Here is a 16773-nt window from a genome sequence, read left to right as displayed (position 1 = left end):
GAAGGCCCGCTGCGTGCGGGTCGCCGATTCCCTGTGTCGATGGTGGTCCGTCCCGCGCTCCGGCAAACCGGAACGCGACGGGCCGCGCTGTCAGCCCGGCCCTTGTCTGGTCGACCGGCCGGCCGATGGGCCGTTGCCGGTGCGAATCCGGGGGTGGCGACCGGGTCGATCGCTGCCCCCTCGAAGGCCTTGATTGTGGTCGCTGGTCGAGCAAAGTCAACTGGGAAAATCGCAAATACTGTGCTCTGATGGAGTCAATACCACTATATGCTGTGTATTAGTTGGTGGGCAGGCTGGGGGAAGGTTCTGGGCAAGCGGTGAACAGCCTGTGGATAAACCCGGTGGGAAAACCGGTAACCCCGCGTCCCCGCACGGCTGTCCGCCGACCGGCCGGGGTCGTCATCAACAAAACCATCGGGGAGGAAAAAAATTTTTGTCTTCCAGCCTTGGGGGTAGGGCAAAACCCCGCGCCGTTGCCGGGGTGGAAGCGGCCCTCTCTGGGCGGCGTGCGTGCCCGGTTGGAGGGGGGTGTCGCGGCAGGCATAATCACGGCCATGGCGAGCTCGCGCGCGGCGCGGGCCGCCCCATCAGTTCAAGGGAGTAGGCATGCGGATTCTGGTCACCGGCGCCGCCGGTTTCATTGGCTCGACGTTGTCGGCGCGGTTGCTCGACCGCGGTGACACGGTCATCGGGCTGGACAACCTCAACGACTACTACGACGTCAGCCTCAAGGAGGCCCGCCTGGCCCGGCTGACCGATCGCGACGGCTTCTCCTTCGAGAAGCTCGACGTCGCCGACCGCGCCGGCATGGCCGCGCTGTTCGAGCGCGTCCGGCCCGAGCGCGTGGTGCATCTCGCCGCCCAGGCCGGGGTGCGCTACTCGATCGAGAACCCGCATGCCTACATCGATTCCAACCTGGTGGGCTTTACCAACATCCTCGAGGGCTGTCGGCACACGCAAGTCGCGCACCTGGTCTACGCCTCGTCGAGCTCGGTCTACGGCGCGAACAGCGCGATGCCGTTCTCGGTGCATCACAATGTCGATCACCCGCTGTCGCTGTATGCCGCGACCAAGAAGGCCAACGAGCTGATGGCGCACACCTACGCCTCGCTCTACGACCTGCCCACCACGGGGCTGCGGTTCTTCACCGTCTACGGTCCGTGGGGCCGGCCGGATATGGCGCTGTTCAAGTTCACCAAGAACATCCTCGAAGGCAAGCCGATCGACGTCTACAACCACGGTCATCATCGGCGCGACTTCACCTACATCGACGACATCGTCGAGGGCGTGATCCGCACGCTCGACCACGTCGCCACGCCCAATGCCGACTGGAGCGCCGCTGAGCCCGATTCGGGCACCTCGTTCGCCCCCTGGCGGGTGTACAACATCGGCAGCCACCGGCCGGTCGAGCTGTTGCGCTACATCGAGCTGATCGAGGAGGCCACCGGCAAGAAGGCCGATCTCAACCTGCTGCCGATGCAGCCGGGCGACGTGCCGGACACCTACGCCGACGTCGACGACCTCAAGGCCGACGTCGGCTACGCGCCCAGTACGCCGGTCGAGGAGGGCGTAGCCCGCTTCGTCGAGTGGTATCGCGGCTACTATGGGGTCTGAGGGCCCGACCCGCGTCGCGCCCCGCTGATCGAATCGCCACGTTGGGCCCGCCGGTGGGCGGCCCGGACGGCAAGGAGCCAAGATGGCCGCGGAACTCTGGGAAATACGCGATTTCATCGCCGGCGTGCCGGCCTTCGCCGAGCTGCCCGCCGCGGTGCTCGACGCCTTGCCGCGCCGCCTGACGGTGCGCTACCTGCGCCGTGGCCGGCCCTTCCCGCCACCCGATGCCGAGCCCGGCCTGTGGATCGTGCGCAGTGGTGCGCTGGCCGTGCGCGAACCCGATGGTCGCCTGCGCGAAAAGCTCGGCGAGACCGACCTGTACCTCGATGCCCCCGATGCGACCGAACACGATACCCGCGCGGACGACGATGGCGGTGCGGCCACCGTGGCCGTGGTCGAGGACAGCCTGCTCTACCAGTTGCCGTTGCCGGCGTTTGAGGAGCTGCTCGCGGCGCACCCCGTGTTCGCCTGGCGTTTCGAACGCACGCGGCGCGAGCGCCTCGAGCGCGCCCTGAGCGAGCTGGGCCAGGGCGGTCGTCCGGAGGGGCTGATGGCGGCAACGGTCGAGGCCCTGTTGCGACGCGAGCCGATCACCGCCTCGCCGGATACCCCCATCCGCCAGGGCGCCGAGATCATGACCGAGGCGCAGGTCTCGGCGCTGTTGCTGCTCGAGGACGACCGGTTGGTGGGACTGGTCACCGACCGGGACCTGCGCCGGCGTTGCCTTGCCGCGGGCGTGTCGGTCGACTCGCCACTGCGCGCGATCATGACCGAGACCCTGATCACGGTCGCCCCGACAGGCTCGGCCTTCGAGGCGTCCTTGCTGTTCTCGCGGCACAACATCCACCACCTGCCGGTGCTCGCCGAGGACGGGGCGCTGGTGGGCATCCTGTCGACCTCCGATCTGTTGCGCCACCAGGGCACCCATTCGATTCACCTGGTGCGCGATGCGATGGCGGCCCCGGACGTCGAGGCCATCGCGCGTGTCGGCTCGCGCCTGCCGGATCTGGAAGCCCAGTTGGTCGCGATCGGCGCGGAGGCCGAGCCGCTGGGCGAGGCCATGGTCACGGTCACCGATGCCATGACCCGCCGCCTGACCGAACTGGCCGAGCAGGAGCTGAGTAAGACCCTGGGTCCGGCACCCGTCGCCTGGGCCTGGGCGGCCCTGGGCAGCCAGGGGCGGCGCGAGCAGACCGCCTTCACCGACCAGGACAATGCCCTGATACTCGATGACGCCTTCGAGCCGGACCGGCATGGCGAATGGTTCGAGCGCTTGGCGCGCTTTGTCACCGACGGCCTGACTGCGGCCGGCCTGGAACCCTGCCCGGGCGGCACCATGGCCACCACCCCGGACTGGCGTCAGTCGTTGATCGGTTGGACGCAAACGTTTCATGACTGGATCGAACAACCGGAATCGCACTCGATCATGCTGGCCACCAACTTCTTCGACATGCGGGTGGTCGCCGGGCGCGAATCATTGCTCGACCGGCTTTGGGCGGCGGTGCGTCCGATGGCGCAATCCAACACCATCTTCCAGCGCCGTCTGGCCAACAACGCGCTGGCCATCCGCATGCCGCTGGGCTTTTTCCGCCGACTGGTGGTCGTCGATGACGAGCAGCACGACGAGCGGCTGGATCTCAAGCGGTACGGCTTGATGCCGATTGCCGATCTCGCCCGCCTGCAGGCGGTCAGTCTGGGGTTGCCGGAGTTGCACACGGTGCGGCGCCTGCAGGCCGTCGCGCGGGCCGGGGGGATGTCGGACCAGGCCGCGGCGGGCCTGGCGGATGCCTGGCGCCTGTTCTACGTGCTGCGTGCCCGCCATCAGGCCCGCCAGGCCCGCCGCGGTGAGCCGCTGGACAACCGGCTCGACCCGGACCAGCTCTCGGGCCTGGAGCGCGATCACCTGCGCGATGCCTTCCGGGTGGTCGATGACCACCAGCGCTGGGTACGCGCCCACTTTGATGTCAGCGGCACCCGCTGAGATGGCCCGCCTGCGCCTGTCCTGGTTTCCGCATGTCACCTGGCTCGCCATGCGCCGCCGCTACCATCGTCGGCGCGCGGCGGATGGCTCGCTCCTTGCCGACTTCCTCGACCGCCCCGTGGCGGATCTGGATGCCGACTGGCGCGAGGGTGGTTTCCTGGTGCTCGATTTCGAGACCACCGGACTCGATCCCAAGCAGGATCGCCTGCTGAGCGTGGGGTGGGTGGTGATGCGGGGGCCAACCATCGACCTGGCCACGGCGCACCACGAGGTGATCAACCCGATGGTCGGTATCCCCGAGCAGAGCGCGGTGATCCACAGCATCACCGACGATGCCGCCGCCGAGGGTGTGCCGGAGCGCCAGGCGCTGGAGCAGGTGCTCGAGGCGCTGACCGGGCGCGTGCTGGTGGCGCACAACGCACGCTTCGAGATCGCCTTTCTCAATGCCGCCTGCCGGCGCCAATTCGGCGCCGGGCTGGCCATCCCGGTAATCGACACCCTGCAGCTGGCCCGCCAGGGCTTCGAGCGGCGTCACCTGCATCACGGCCCGGGCGAGCTGCGCCTGGATGCCCTGCGTGGGCGCTACCACCTGCCGCGCTACCACGCCCACCACGCCCTGATCGACGCGCTGGCGACCGCCGAACTGCATTCGGCCCTGTGCCAGGACCGCGTGTCGCCCAAGGGACGGCTGCCGGTGCGGGATCTGCTGTCGGTGCTCTAACCCTTGGCGGGAAGGGACAGGCAAGGCGAATCCAGACAAAACGCAGAAAGTTATTGTGGAACGCAATCAACCAAGGAGGGTTGGTGCATGAGTTACAGCGACTTGCGTCGCGGTCGATGCTCGGAGCCCGGTCGGGAATATCTGGTGACGGCGGTGACCCGTGGGCGGAGGCCCACGTTTAAGGACTGGCAACTGGCTCGTCTGCTGATCACCACCTTCCGTGAGAGTGAGGTCGCCGATCGTGCCGACTGGCTGGCCTGGGTGGTGATGCCCGATCATTTCCATGCCCTGCTCAGGCTGCGGCAATCGAGCCTGGCGGACGTCATGCAACGGGTGCGCGGCGTCAGTGCCCGCCGGATCAATCGGCAATTGGGCAGGCACGGGCCACTCTGGCAACCGAACTACCACGATCATGCCTTGCGTGAGGACCAGGCGCGTCGTGACGTGGCGCCCTATATCGTGGCTAACCCGGTGCGGGCGGGACTGGTGGAGCGCATTGGAGATTATCCGCATTGGGATGCGGTCTGGCTTTGAAGTTGTGTCGGGGCGAAGCCCGACCTACAGAAGCCATGGATACCGAATCGACTCCGTAGGTCGGGCTTCAGCCCGACATCCCGTCCGCGTCACCGACCCGAGCACGATCGGGTCTCAGCGTGTCGGGCTGAAGCCCGACCTACAAGGGGCACGGCGGCCACATCGCCCGTAGGTCGGGCTTTAGCCCGACAAATCACGCTATTGCGGACCGGGCTCAGGCAGCGGTTTGCGCCGGCATGACGCGTTGGCTGATGCTCTCGCGCAGCGAGAGCAGGGCCGGGATGACGAATAGCACCAGCAGGGTGGAGTAGCCCAGGCCGAAGGCGATCGAGGTGGCCATCGGGATCAGGAACTGCGCCTGCAAGGATGTCTCGAACAGCAGCGGGGTCAGCCCGCCGATGGTGGTCAACGAGGTCAGCATCACCGCGCGCAGGCGCTGAACGGCGGCCTGCTCCAGCGCCTCGTCGACAGGCAGCCCGGCCTCGAGCTGGTCGCGGTAGAAGGCGACCAGGATGATGGCGTTGTTGACCACGATTCCCGACAGGCCGAACAGGCCGAACAGCGACAGGATGGTCAGCTCGATGCCCATCGCCCAGTGGCCGAAGATCGCCCCGACCAGCCCGAGCGGGATCACCGTGAGCACGATCAGCGGCATCGTCCAGGCGGAGAACACCCACACCAGCACGACGTACATCAACGCCAGGCCCAGGTAGAGACCGAATTTCATGTCGGCCATGGTCTCGCGCTGATCGGCCTGGCGGCCCTCGAAGCTGTAGCCGATGCCATGGCGGCTGGCCAGTTCCGGCAGGGTGTCGCGCTCGAGCGCGGCGCGCAGATTTTCGGCGTTGGCCAATTCGCGGTTGATCTCGGCAGAGACTTCCACGGCGCGCACGCCCTCGGCATGGCGGATGGCCTCGAAGCCCCGTTGCGAGCCGAGATCGACCACTTGGCGCAGCGGCACGAAGCTGCCGTCGTCGGTGCGGATGCTCAGGTCGTCGAGCGAGCCGATCTGGCGGCGTTCGGCGCGCGGCAACAGCACACGCACCTCCACCTCGTCCGGGCCGGACTGGTAGATCTGGCTCAGCGCCCCGTCGTAGGCCGCGCGCAGCTGGTTGCCGACATCGCTGGTGGTCAGGCCCAGCGCCCGGCCCTGGGCATTGACCGAGAAGGTGATCTGCTGGCGGCCGTAGGGCAGGTCGTCGGTGACATCGACCACCCCCGGCACCCCCTTGAGGGTCTCGGCCAGGGAGACGGCCGCGGCCTTGAGATCATCGGTGGTTCCGCCCTTGAGGCGCACGGTCAGGTCGGCGCCCGGCGGCCCGCCCTGGCGCGAACTGATCGAGAAGTTTTCCATGCCCGGCGGCATGCGGGCGTTCTCCCGCCAGGTGCGAATGAACTCGGCGTTGCGGGTGGTGCGGGCATCCGGCTCGACCAGCTCGATCAGCATCGAGCCGAGCTGGTCGCCCTGTGTGCCGCTTTCGGCCCCGATGGTGCCGCCCAGGCGGGTGATCGCAGTCTGGACCAGCGTCTCGCCCAGTTCCGCTTCGGTCTCGTTGAGGCTGCGTTCCAGCTCGTCCATGAACCCGGCCATGCGCTCGCGGTCGGTGCCGGCGACGAAGGTGGCGTTGGCGTAGACGATCTGAGACTCGGGGGTCGGGAAGAAGGTAAAGCCCAGTCGCCCGCCCGCCAACAGGCCGACGGCCAGGATCACGGTGGCCACCGCGGTCGCCAGGGTGACGGCGCGGTGGCCAATGGCGAAGCGCACGGCGGGTCGGAAGTGGCGCTGACGGAAGTGGTCGAACCGGCGATCGAACCCGGCGCGGAAACGAGCCATGCGCCCGGGTTGTCGTTGTTGGAGCTGGTCGTCGCGGTGGCGACCGCTGAACGCGCCGCGCAGGTGGCCGGGCAGGACCAGGAACGCCTCGACCAGCGAGGCGGCGATCACGCAGATCATCACCACCGGGATGTCGCGCAGGATCTGGCCGATGGTACCGCCGACCACCAGCAGCGGCATGAAGGCGGCGATGGTGGTCAGCGAGGAGGCCATCACCGGCCAGAACATCCGTCGCGCCGCCCCCTGCGAGGCAAGCAGGGGCGCCTCGCCATGGCGGAAATGCGCATCGGCGTCCTCGCCGACCACGATCGCATCGTCGACGATCACGCCCAGGGCCATGATCAGGGCGAACAGCGAGATCATGTTGATCGACCCGCCGATCAGCCACAGGATCGCCAGGGCGGCGAGAAAGGCCGCCGGGATGCCCGCTGCCACCCAGAAGGCCACGCGCCCGGGCAGGAACAGGTACAGCAGCACCAGCACCAGGATCAGGCCGCCGGCGCCGTTGGTGACCAACAGGTTGATGCGGTCGCGGATCAGTTGCCAGGACTGGTCATAGGCCTTGACGTGCAGGCCGGGCGGCAAGGTCGGGCGGGTCTCGTCGACCCACTGCTGCAGGGCGCGCGCCGACTCGAGGCTGTCACCGTGCTCGGCGCGCTGGAGCACCAGTTCGGCCGCCGGCATGCCTTCAAAGCGCAGCAGCAGCGAATCGCGCCGCGGCTCCTGCAGGATCTGCGCGATCTGGTCGAGGTCGAGCCGCGCCTGCGGGCTGCTGATCACCGACAGGTTGGCGAACTCCAGCGGTCGGCGGCGTTGCTCGACGGCCCGCAGTTCCCGTCCGCCGTCGGCACTGCCGAATTCGCCCGCCGGCACGTCGCGCGACAGGGCGTTGATCGTCTCCGAGAGCTGCGGCAGGGATTGGCCCAGGGCCACCAGCGAGGCGGAGGGCACCTCGATCGAGATTTGCTGCTCGGGCACGCCGTTGACGTTGACCCGGTCGATGCCCCGGTCGATCAGTTCGCGCTCGAAACGATCGACCCACTGGCGCAGGGCGCCGCGCTCGACATCGCCGTAGACCAGCAGCCGGGCGACCGGATCGAACTTCGGCGCCCGGCTGATCTGCGGATTTTCGGCGTCGGCCGGGAAGTTGCGGAAGGTATCGACCTGCTCGCGGACGTCATTGAGCGCGAGCACCGGGTCGGTGCCCTGCAGGAATTCCAGCGTGATGGTGGAGATGCCCTGCGCGGAGGTGGACGTCATGGTGTCCACGTCCGGCACGGCGCGCAGGCGTTCCTCGAGCGGGTTGGTGATGCCCCGCTCGACGTCCTCGGCCGAGGCGCCGGTCCAGACCACCGAGACGCTGACGATGTCCACCGCGAAATTGGGGAAGAACTGGATGTTCATCCGCGAGATGGCGAACAGCCCGCCGAGGATCATCAGCAGCATCACCAGGTGGGCGGCCACCCGGTGACGGGCAAAGCGCTCCAGTACGCCGCGCGGTTGCCCGTCGGTCATTCCGCGGTCCCGGTGGGGGAGGTATCACCGGACTCGGTCCTGGCGTCCTCCCAACGCACCCGCAGCCCGTCGACGGCATTGGGCAGCTGGGTGGTCGCCAGGCGATCGCCGACGGTCAGGGACGGGGCGCGTACCAGCAGGGCGCCTTTCCCGCCCATCGCGTCATCGCCGCGGTATTCGCCCAGCCGCTCGACCTGGGCGCGCTCGAGTCGTCCGTCGCGGATCCGGTAGACGTGATCGTTGCCGTAGAGCGCGCTGTGCGGGATGGCGACGGCATCTTCGACCGCCGGCATGTCGAGCTCGATCGTCAGCACCTGGCCGGCGCGCAGCGAGTGGTCGGGATCGACAAAGCCAAACAGTCCGGTCGCCCCCTGGCCGCTGGCCTCGGCGGCAATGCGCTCGAGCTCGAGCAACGCCCCGGTCTCGTGGGTGCGGGCCCGGGGCGGATCACCGGCCTGCAATGCCTCGAGCATCGAGCCGACCCGCGTGGAGGGAATCAGCGCGCGCGCCTCGAAGCCGTTCCAGGGGTAGAAGGTCAGGAGGGTTGCATTGGCGCCGACCTGGTCACCCGCGGTGACCTCGACGTTGCCGATCAGGCCGTCGGCCGGGGCGTCGACGCGGGCGCGTTCCAGATCGCGTTCGGCCGCCATCACGTCGGCCTCGGCGGCATCGCGGCGGGCCTCGAGACCGGCCAGGCGGGCATCGAACGTCGACAGGCGCTCGCGCCGGGTGTTCAGGGCGAGTCGGGCCTGGCTGAGGGTATCGCGGGCGTTGTCGACATCGGCTTGCGAGGCTAGGTTGCGCGCCCGCAAGTCGCGGCTGCGCGACAGGGCCGTCTCGGCGTTCTGGACGATTTCCTGTTCGAGGGCCAGTGCCTGGCGATCGGATTGGTGTTGCGCGCGCACTTCGCGGATCTGCGCCTCGAGATCGGCGAGATTGGCCCGGGCGCGTGATAGGGCCGGTTGGAAATCGCGGCGATCGAGTTCGACCAGGCGCTCGCCCTGGGTCACGGACTGGCCATCCTCGACCGGTACGGCGGCGACGCGCGCGGAGAGCGGGGCGTTGATCGAGAGCCGGTCGGGATTGGCGATCTCGCCGTATAGCGTCAGCACCGGGTGGCGCGTGGCCGGGTCGACGATCATGGTCTCGACCAGCCAGGCGCGCTCCTCGGGCGTGGCCTGAGGGGCGTCGGGCCGACTGGCCTTGAGGGCGAGGAAGGCGGCGATCGCGACCGCGAGGATCAGCAGGGGAAGCAGGAACCGAAACAGCCAGCGCCGCGGTCGGGAGGAACGCGACGGGGTATCGGAGGGGGTATCGGATGGCTGCATGGTGTTCCGCTGGTCCTTCGCGCAGGCAACTGGACGGGCGTGACCGGGTGTCGGGTCACGGAATCAGGCGCCCGAAGCATAGCAAATCGCCCCGGGGTTTGCGTTGCGGCACTAATGCCAAATCAGTAAAACTAATCGACCGGGTGTCGGCATCACGGTTTGCCCAGCATGGCACGGATCGCGCTCATCGCCTCGGCGGCGGTCGCCCGGCTTTCCTCCTCGCTTTTCTGCACGCCGATGCCTTCCCAGCGGAGCAGGTCGGATTCGACCTCCTCGAGAAAACGGCTGGGCTGGATATCGCGCCACTGGCCGTAGCGTCGCCGTCGCCGGGTCAGGGTGAAGGTCAGGCTGCGTTGGGCGCGGGTGATGCCGACAAAGCACAGGCGTCGCTCCTCGGCCAGTCGATCGTCTTCCTGGCAGTCCTGGTGGGGCAGCAGGTCCTCCTCCATGCCCGTGAGATAGACATGCGGGAACTCCAGCCCCTTGGCGGCGTGCAGGGTCAGCAGGCGCACCGCGTTGTCGTCCTGGTCGCGGGTCTTCTGCTCGAGGATGCCCAGCAGGCTCATCTTCTGAACCAGTTCGGTCAGCGAGAGGGATTCACCGCTGTCGTTGTCCACGGCGATCCGTTCGGTCCATTCGAGCCAGTCCTGCAGGTTGGTCCAGCGACGCTCGGCCGCCTTGGCGCTGTTCTCCTGCTCGCGCAGGTAGCCGAAGTAGTCGATCTCCTCGAGCATGGTGCGCATGGCATCGCTGGCCGGTTGCTCGTCCATGCGCGCCCGGGTGGCATCCAGCCAGTCGAGAAACTGGGTCAGTTGGTGATGCACGCGGGTATCGAGCCGTTGCGCGGCGGTCACGGACCGGGCGGCGGCAGCCAGATGGACGTGGCGTTCGCGGGCGATCTGGCCCAGGCGCTCGAGGGTGGTCGGGCCGATGCCGCGCCGCGGGGTGTTGATGATGCGCAGCAAGGCGGCATCGTCGGACGGGTTGGCCATCAGGCGCAGGTAGGCCATGGCGTCCTTGACCTCGGCGCGCTCGAAGAACGACTGGCCGCCGGTGAGGATGTAGGGGATCGAGAGCTTGCGCAGCTGCTGCTCGATCAGGCGCGCCTGGTGGTTGCCGCGGAACAGGATCGCGAAGTTGCGGTAGGGCGAATCGTCCTTGAAGTGCCGGTGCAGGATGTCGGTGGCGATGCGCTCGGCCTCGTCCTCGGCGGTATCGCAGACCAGCACTCGGTGGGCCTCGCCGGGCCCGACCGCACTCCAGAGGGTCTTGGGCTGGGTGGTCGGGTCATTGGCGATCAGCTGGTTGGCCGCCGAGAGCACGGTGTTCACCGAGCGATAGTTCTGCTCGAGCTTGATGGTGGTGAGATTGGGGAAGTCGCGCGCAAGCTGCGAGAGGTTCTCCGGGCGCGCCCCGCGCCAGGCGTAGATCGACTGGTGATCGTCGCCCACGGCCGTCAGTCGGCCGAGCTTGCCCACCAGCAGGCGGACCAGCTCGTACTGGCTGGCGTTGGTGTCCTGGTACTCGTCCACCAGCAGATAGCGCACCCGGTTCTGCCAGCGTTCGCGCGCCTCGGGATCGTCGCGCAAGAGCTCGACCGGGCGCTTGATCAGGTCGTCGAAATCGAGCGCGTTGCAGGCGGTCAGTTGCCGGGCGTAGTCACTGTACAGCGACGCGCAGGCGGCCTCGACCTCGTCGGCACTGGTCTCGGCCGCCTGGGTCGGGGTGAGCAGGTCGTTCTTCCACTGCGAGATCTGCCACTGGGCCTCCTTGGGCTCGATCATGCCCGCGGCCGAGTCGTTCTGCTGCAGCAGCGACTTGAACAGGTTGAGGCTGTCCTCGGCATCCAGCACGGTGAAACCGGGGCGCAGGCCGAGGGTGCGGATCTCGCGGCGGATCAGGTTCAGCCCGAGGGTATGGAAGGTCGAGATATTCAGGCCGCGACGGCGCTCGGCGGGCAGGCGCTGGCCGATCCGCTCGCCCATCTCGCGCGCGGCCTTGTTGGTGAAGGTCACCGCCCAGATGGCCCGGGCGGGTGTGCCCTTGGACTCGATCAGGTGAACGATCTTCTCGACGATCACGCGCGTCTTGCCCGACCCCGCGCCGGCGAGCACCAGCAGCGGCGTGTCGATGTGGCGAACCGCGGCCTGTTGCTGGGGGTTCAGCCCTTGCATGGCGCGACCGGTGGGCGGTGGTGACGGGCGGTTGCCGCCTCGAGCAGGGCGGCGGCGAGGATCAATGCCCCCCCGGTCCAGACGTGGGCCCCGTGGATGCGATCCCCCAGCCAGGTCGCCGAGGCGACGGCCACCAAGAGCTCCAGGGTCATCAGGATGGCGGTGCGCGAGGCGGGCAGGCGTTCGACGGCGTATTGCGTGGCCAGCACGGCGGCCAGCAGCATGGTCGCCCCGTAGAGCGCGCTGCTGCCGACCGCCGAGAGCGTCGGTGCCACGCCGAATTCGGTGGACAGGGACCAGGCGATCAGGCCGAGTGCCACCGTGGAGCCCTGCATCAGGCTGAGCTTGATCGGGATGGGCTGCTCGTGGAGAAACCGGAACAGGGTGTTGGCCGCGGCCAGGCTAAAGCCGGCGACCAGCGCGAACAGGTCCGCGGCACGCAAGCCGTCACCAAAGTCCGGGCCGAGAATCAAAAACGCCCCGCCCAGGGCGCTGATGACCGCGAGGACGCGGGCGGGTGTCAGCGGCTCCTTGAGGAAAAAACGGCCGAAGAGCACGCCCCAGGCAGGGATCAGGAAGAACAGCATCATCGAGCGGACGACGTCGCCGTAGACCATCGCCATGGTGAAACCCGTGCCCGATACGCCGGCGGCGAAGGCCAACAGGGCGAGCCATTCCCAGTTCAGCCGGGTGATCGGTGGGCGTGCCGGGTCGTGCCAGGCACGCCAGGCAAACGGCAGGATGATCAACCATTGCGCCGCGTAGGCGATCACGGTGAGCAGGATCGGGCCGATGCCCAGCGCGTGGGCGTATTTCAGCCAGATCCAGGTCAGGCCCCACAGGGTGGAGCCCGACATCAGGATGAGCGTGGGCGGGATGCGCGCGCCCGCTGTCATCGCGGGCGACACGTCAGGCGCGCGGCAGGCGGTGGGGTTGCATGTCGGGCGTCACGAGCCGCCGACCCAGGCGCGGGCGTTCTCGAACAGACGCAGCCACGGGCCGCGATCGGTGTCCGGATCGCGCTGATCGGCCGACCAGCGGTCCGGGCGCCACGAGAACTGGCTCGCCCGCCAGACCCGCTCGGGGTGCGGCATCATGATGGTGAAACGGCCGTCCTCGGTGGTAAAGCCGGTCTCGCCGGCGGCCGAGCCGTTGGGGTTGGCCGGATACTGTTCGGTGGCGATGCCGTGGCCGTTGACGTAGCGCAGGGCGGTGAAGGCCTGTTCGGCATCCTCGGGACGGCGGTAGGCCACCCGACCCTCGCCGTGGGCGACGGTAATCGGCAGGCGACTGCCGGCCATGCCGGCCAGCAGGATCGAGGGCGACTGCGGCACTTCGACCAGCGAGAGTCGTGCCTCGAACTGCTCGGAGCGATTGCGCAGGAATCGCGGCCAATGGGCCGCGCCCGGGATCAGGTCGGCCAGCTGCGAGAACATCTGGCAGCCGTTGCATACGCCCAGACCGAAGGTGTCGTCGCGCTCGAAGAACGCCTGCATGGCGTCACTGGCCCGGGCGTTGTAGCGAATCGCGTGGGCCCAGCCCGAACCGGCGCCGAGCACGTCACCGAAGGAGAAGCCACCGCAGGCGACCAGCCCCTTCATGTCGGTCAGATCGTGGTGGCCGGCGATCAGGTCGGCCATGTGCACGTCGACGGCCTCGAATCCGGCGGCGGTGAAGGCGGCGGCCATCTCGACCTCGCCGTTCACACCCTGTTCGCGCAGGATCGCGATCCGTGGGCGTGTGCCCGTGGCGATCATCGGGGCAGCGACGGATTGGCTGACATCGAAGCTCGCCCCGGCACCGGCCAGTTGCGGGTCGTCCAGGTCGGTTGCCGCGGCATAGGCCTGCTCGGCGGTTTCCGGATTGTCGCGCAGGGCGCTCAGATGGAACGAGGTCGCTGACCAGATGGCCTTGAGGTCGGTCAGCGGGCGCTCGATCAGGGTCTTGCCGCGCCAGTCGACATGGACCTGCGGCTTGGCGACCGCGCGGCCCAGCTCGATCAGGGCCTCGCCCAGCCCGGCGACCTCGAATTGCTCGCGGATGAACTCGGCATCGCCGGCCTTGACCTGGAAGACGGCACCGACCTCCTCGGCAAACAGCCCGGCCATCGGATCGCCGCCCAGGCCGTCGATGGAGAGATCCAGCCCGCAGCGGCCGGCAAAGGCCATCTCCAGCAGGGTGGTGATCGCGCCGCCGTCGCTGCGGTCGTGGTAGGCGGTGAGATAACCCAGGCGGTTGAGCTCCTGGGTCAGGTCGAAGAAGGCCTTGAGCGGGGCCGGGGCGATGTCCGGTGTGGTTGACCCGGTCGCGTTGTAGACCTGGGCGAGTGCCGAGCCGCCCAGGCGGTTCTGCCCCAGGCCCAGGTCGACCAGGAACAGGCGGTTGTCGACGTCCGAGACCAGTTCCGGGGTCAGGGTGCGACGCACGTCGCTGACCGGGGCGAAGCCGGTGACCACCAGCGAGACCGGCGAGGTGACCGTCTTTTCGGTCTTGCCGTCCTGCCAGCGGGTCTTCATCGACAGCGAGTCCTTGCCCACCGGGATGGCAATGCCCAGTGCCGGGCAGAACTCCATGCCCACGGTGCGCACGGTGTCGAACAGGCGCGCATCCTCGCCGTCATGGCCGCAGGCGGCCATCCAGTTGGCCGAGAGCTTGATGCGGTCGGTGCCGTCGATGGCGGTACCGGCCAGGTTGGTGACCACCTCGGCCAGCGCCAGCCGGGCGGAAGCCGGGGCATCAAGCAGGGCGACCGGGGCCCGCTCGCCCATGGCCATCGCCTCGCCGTGATGATGGTAGAAATCGGTCGAGGTGACCGCGCTGTCGGCCACGGGCACCTGGGCCGGGCCGACCATCTGGTCGCGGGCGACCAGGCCGCCGACCGAGCGATCCCCGATGGTGATCAAAAAGCTCTTGTCACCGACGCCGGGCAGGGCCAGTACGCGATCGAGTGCGGCGTTGACCTCGATGCCGTCGAGATCGAGATCGATGCTGCTGTGCGGCTGGTGCTTGACGTCGCGATGCATCTTGGGCGGGTGGCCGAACAGCGTCTGCATCGGCAGATCGACCGGGTTATCACCGAAGTGCGGGTCGGCGACGCGCAGGTGCTGTTCGGCGGTGGCCGTGCCGACCACCGCGAAGGGCGCGCGCTCACGGTCGCACAGGGCGGCGAAACGCTCGAGGTCGCCGGGCTGGATGGCCAGCACGTAACGCTCCTGCGACTCGTTGCACCAGATCGCCAGCGGCGTCATGCCCGGCTCGTCGTTGGGGATCTGGCGCAGGTCGAAGTCGCCGCCCATGCCGGCATCGTTGATCAGCTCGGGCAGGGCGTTGGACAGCCCGCCGGCGCCGACGTCGTGGATCGAGACGATCGGGTTGGTATCCCCGAGCGAGATGCAGCGGTCGATGACTTCCTGGACACGGCGCTCCATCTCCGGGTTGGCGCGCTGCACCGAGGCGAAATCCAGCTCGGCGTGGCCGGCGCCGGAATCCTGCGAGGAGGCGGCACCGCCGCCCAGCCCGATCTGCATGGCCGGGCCACCCAGCACGATCAGCAGATGGCCGGGGGCGATCGGCTCTTTTTCGATCAGGTTGGGGCGGATCACGCCGACGCCGCCGGCGATCATGATCGGCTTGTGATAACCCCAGGCGTGGCGCTGGTGCGCGCCTTCGTCCTCGCCGGTGTTCATCTCCAGCGTGCGGAAATAGCCGCCGAGTGCCGGGCGACCGAACTCGTTGTTGAATGCCGCCGTGCCGATCGGGCCGTCTAGCATGATCTCCAGCGGGCTGACGATGCGGTCCGGCCGACCGATGTCGGCGGTGGCCGCCTCCCAGGGCTGCGGCAGTTCGGGGATGCGCAGATTGGAGACCGAAAAACCGCTCAGGCCGGCTTTGGGTTTGCCGCCACGACCGGTGGCGCCCTCGTCGCGGATCTCGCCGCCGGCGCCGGTGGCCGCACCCGGGTCGGGCGAGATGGCGGTGGGGTGGTTGTGCGTCTCGACCTTGGCGAGAAAGTCGATGCGTTCGTCGACCGTCTCGTAGTTGCCGGTGACGGGATTGACCGCAAAGCGCGTGCCGTCCTGGCCCTGGAGCACCGCGGCGTTGTCCTTGTAGGCCGACAGCGTGCCGTCGGGATGGCGCTGGTGGGTGTTGCGGATCATCGCGAACAGCGACAGGTCGCGCTCCTCGCCGTCGATGGTCCAGTCGGCGTTGAAGATCTTGTGGCGGCAGTGCTCGGAGTTGGCCTGCGCGAACATCATCAGTTCAACGTCGGTCGGATCGCGCTCGAGTCGGGCGTAGGCGCTGGCGAGATATTCCACCTCGTCATCGCTCAGGGCCAGCCCCATGCGCTGGTTGGCCGTGGCGATCGCCCCCTGGGCGTCATCGCCAAGGGCGATGCGTGACAGCGGCGCGGGTTGCGCGTGGGTGAACAGGGCCTCGAGCGAGGCCTCGTCGGTGTAGACCGACTCGGTCATGCGGTCGTGCAGCACCTCGAGCAGTGCCGGGCGCCAGTCGAAGTCATCGGCGTTGATCGAGTGCCCGGACACGGCGAACTCGATGCCGCGTTCGATGCGATCGATGCGGTCGAGACCGCAGATGCGGGCAATGTCGGTGGCCTTGCTCGACCACGGCGAGATGGTGCCGGTCCGGGGCGCGACGACGATGCGCGGCCAGACGTCCGACCAGTCTTCCACCGGCTCGCCGTAGTCGAGGAGCTCCTCGAGGCGGGCCTCGTCGATCTGCCCGCCGTCGTGGGTATCGACCAGGTGCACGAACCGGGCGTGCACGGCCTCGATCCCGGGATGTATGGCGGCCAGTCGCTGCTGGAGCTTGGCGAGTCGAAACGGGGATCGAGCGGCGTTGCCGGTAATAATTCGCATAGGTCGGTCGGGCGTGTCGCCTGGGTCGGTGTGTGTCGGGTGGCAGGCACGGGGCGCGCAAGGCGGTCGCAGGGCGGCGCGTGCTGAGGGCGTGAATTGTACAACAGCCTGTCGACAACCACGGCAGGCTCTGGGGGCGGACGGTGGGCTGATCGCCTGGGTGCCGGCCGAGGGGGTGTCGCGGGGCCCGGCTGA

9 protein-coding genes are annotated in these 16773 nt (G+C 68.3%); 4 read left to right on the top strand and 5 right to left on the bottom strand.

Features of this window, described 5'->3' with window-relative positions; genetic code table 11:
- The first annotated feature begins 606 nt into the window (after window positions 1-606).
- The 4 genes from SR882_RS07030 to SR882_RS07015 all read left to right on the top strand — a co-directional run bounded on the left by SR882_RS07030 (window position 607) and on the right by SR882_RS07015 (window position 4850).
- Window positions 607-1614 (top strand): NAD-dependent epimerase, encoded by a 1008-nt coding sequence (locus SR882_RS07030; RefSeq protein ID WP_322520545.1) that lies wholly within the window; start codon window positions 607-609, stop codon window positions 1612-1614.
- 82 nt (window positions 1615-1696) lie between these two features.
- Entirely contained in the window at window positions 1697-3595 is a 1899-nt protein-coding gene (locus SR882_RS07025; protein ID WP_322520544.1) for a DUF294 nucleotidyltransferase-like domain-containing protein, read from the top strand.
- Window positions 3576-4316, top strand: a complete 741-nt coding sequence (locus SR882_RS07020; protein ID WP_322520543.1) for a 3'-5' exonuclease — start codon at window positions 3576-3578, stop codon at window positions 4314-4316. The genes SR882_RS07025 and SR882_RS07020 overlap by 20 nt, the downstream gene beginning before the upstream one ends.
- Window positions 4317-4403: 87 nt before the next feature.
- Window positions 4404-4850, top strand: coding sequence for an REP-associated tyrosine transposase (locus SR882_RS07015; RefSeq protein ID WP_322520542.1), 447 nt, complete (start codon window positions 4404-4406; stop codon window positions 4848-4850).
- A gap of 214 nt (window positions 4851-5064) precedes the next feature.
- On the opposite strand, the gene SR882_RS07010 is transcribed toward SR882_RS07015, so the two are convergent.
- The 5 genes from SR882_RS07010 to purL form a co-directional block, all read right to left on the bottom strand.
- Complete coding sequence (locus SR882_RS07010; protein WP_322520541.1) at window positions 5065-8199, bottom strand: efflux RND transporter permease subunit; 3135 nt, start codon at window positions 8197-8199, stop codon at window positions 5065-5067.
- Window positions 8196-9527 (bottom strand): efflux RND transporter periplasmic adaptor subunit, encoded by a 1332-nt coding sequence (locus tag SR882_RS07005; RefSeq protein ID WP_322520540.1) that lies wholly within the window; start codon window positions 9525-9527, stop codon window positions 8196-8198. The genes SR882_RS07010 and SR882_RS07005 overlap by 4 nt, the downstream gene beginning before the upstream one ends.
- Before the next feature lie 152 nt (window positions 9528-9679).
- Window positions 9680-11701 carry a UvrD-helicase domain-containing protein gene (locus SR882_RS07000; protein WP_322520539.1) on the bottom strand — a complete coding sequence of 674 codons (2022 nt, stop codon included), beginning with the start codon at window positions 11699-11701 and terminating at the stop codon, window positions 9680-9682.
- Window positions 11689-12597, bottom strand: coding sequence for a DMT family transporter (locus SR882_RS06995; protein ID WP_322520538.1), 909 nt, complete (start codon window positions 12595-12597; stop codon window positions 11689-11691). The genes SR882_RS07000 and SR882_RS06995 overlap by 13 nt, the downstream gene beginning before the upstream one ends.
- 51 nt (window positions 12598-12648) lie before the next feature.
- Window positions 12649-16578: a phosphoribosylformylglycinamidine synthase gene (gene purL / locus SR882_RS06990; RefSeq protein ID WP_322520537.1), complete on the bottom strand. Its 3930-nt coding sequence runs from the start codon at window positions 16576-16578 to the stop codon at window positions 12649-12651.
- Window positions 16579-16773: the final 195 nt, after the last annotated feature.

Source organism: Guyparkeria halophila, from assembly GCF_034479635.1.
Lineage (GTDB): Bacteria > Pseudomonadota > Gammaproteobacteria > Halothiobacillales > Halothiobacillaceae > Guyparkeria > Guyparkeria halophila.
The sequence above is the reverse complement of the archived record's forward strand: the minus strand, read 5'-3'. Positions and strand labels throughout refer to the sequence as shown.

Bases quoted from the DNA above. Each gene is read 5' to 3' on its own strand.
- SR882_RS07030 (WP_322520545.1), top strand. From the start codon at position 607: ATGCGGATTCTGGTCACCGGCGCCGCCGGTTTCATTGGCTCGACGTTG.
- SR882_RS07025 (WP_322520544.1), top strand. From the start codon at position 1,697: ATGGCCGCGGAACTCTGGGAAATACGCGATTTCATCGCCGGCGTGCCG.
- SR882_RS07020 (WP_322520543.1), top strand. From the start codon at position 3,576: ATGTCAGCGGCACCCGCTGAGATGGCCCGCCTGCGCCTGTCCTGGTTT.
- SR882_RS07015 (WP_322520542.1), top strand. From the start codon at position 4,404: ATGAGTTACAGCGACTTGCGTCGCGGTCGATGCTCGGAGCCCGGTCGG.
- SR882_RS07010 (WP_322520541.1), bottom strand. From the start codon at position 8,199: ATGACCGACGGGCAACCGCGCGGCGTACTGGAGCGCTTTGCCCGTCAC.
- SR882_RS07005 (WP_322520540.1), bottom strand. From the start codon at position 9,527: ATGCAGCCATCCGATACCCCCTCCGATACCCCGTCGCGTTCCTCCCGA.
- SR882_RS07000 (WP_322520539.1), bottom strand. From the start codon at position 11,701: ATGCAAGGGCTGAACCCCCAGCAACAGGCCGCGGTTCGCCACATCGAC.
- SR882_RS06995 (WP_322520538.1), bottom strand. From the start codon at position 12,597: ATGACAGCGGGCGCGCGCATCCCGCCCACGCTCATCCTGATGTCGGGC.
- purL (WP_322520537.1), bottom strand. From the start codon at position 16,578: ATGCGAATTATTACCGGCAACGCCGCTCGATCCCCGTTTCGACTCGCC.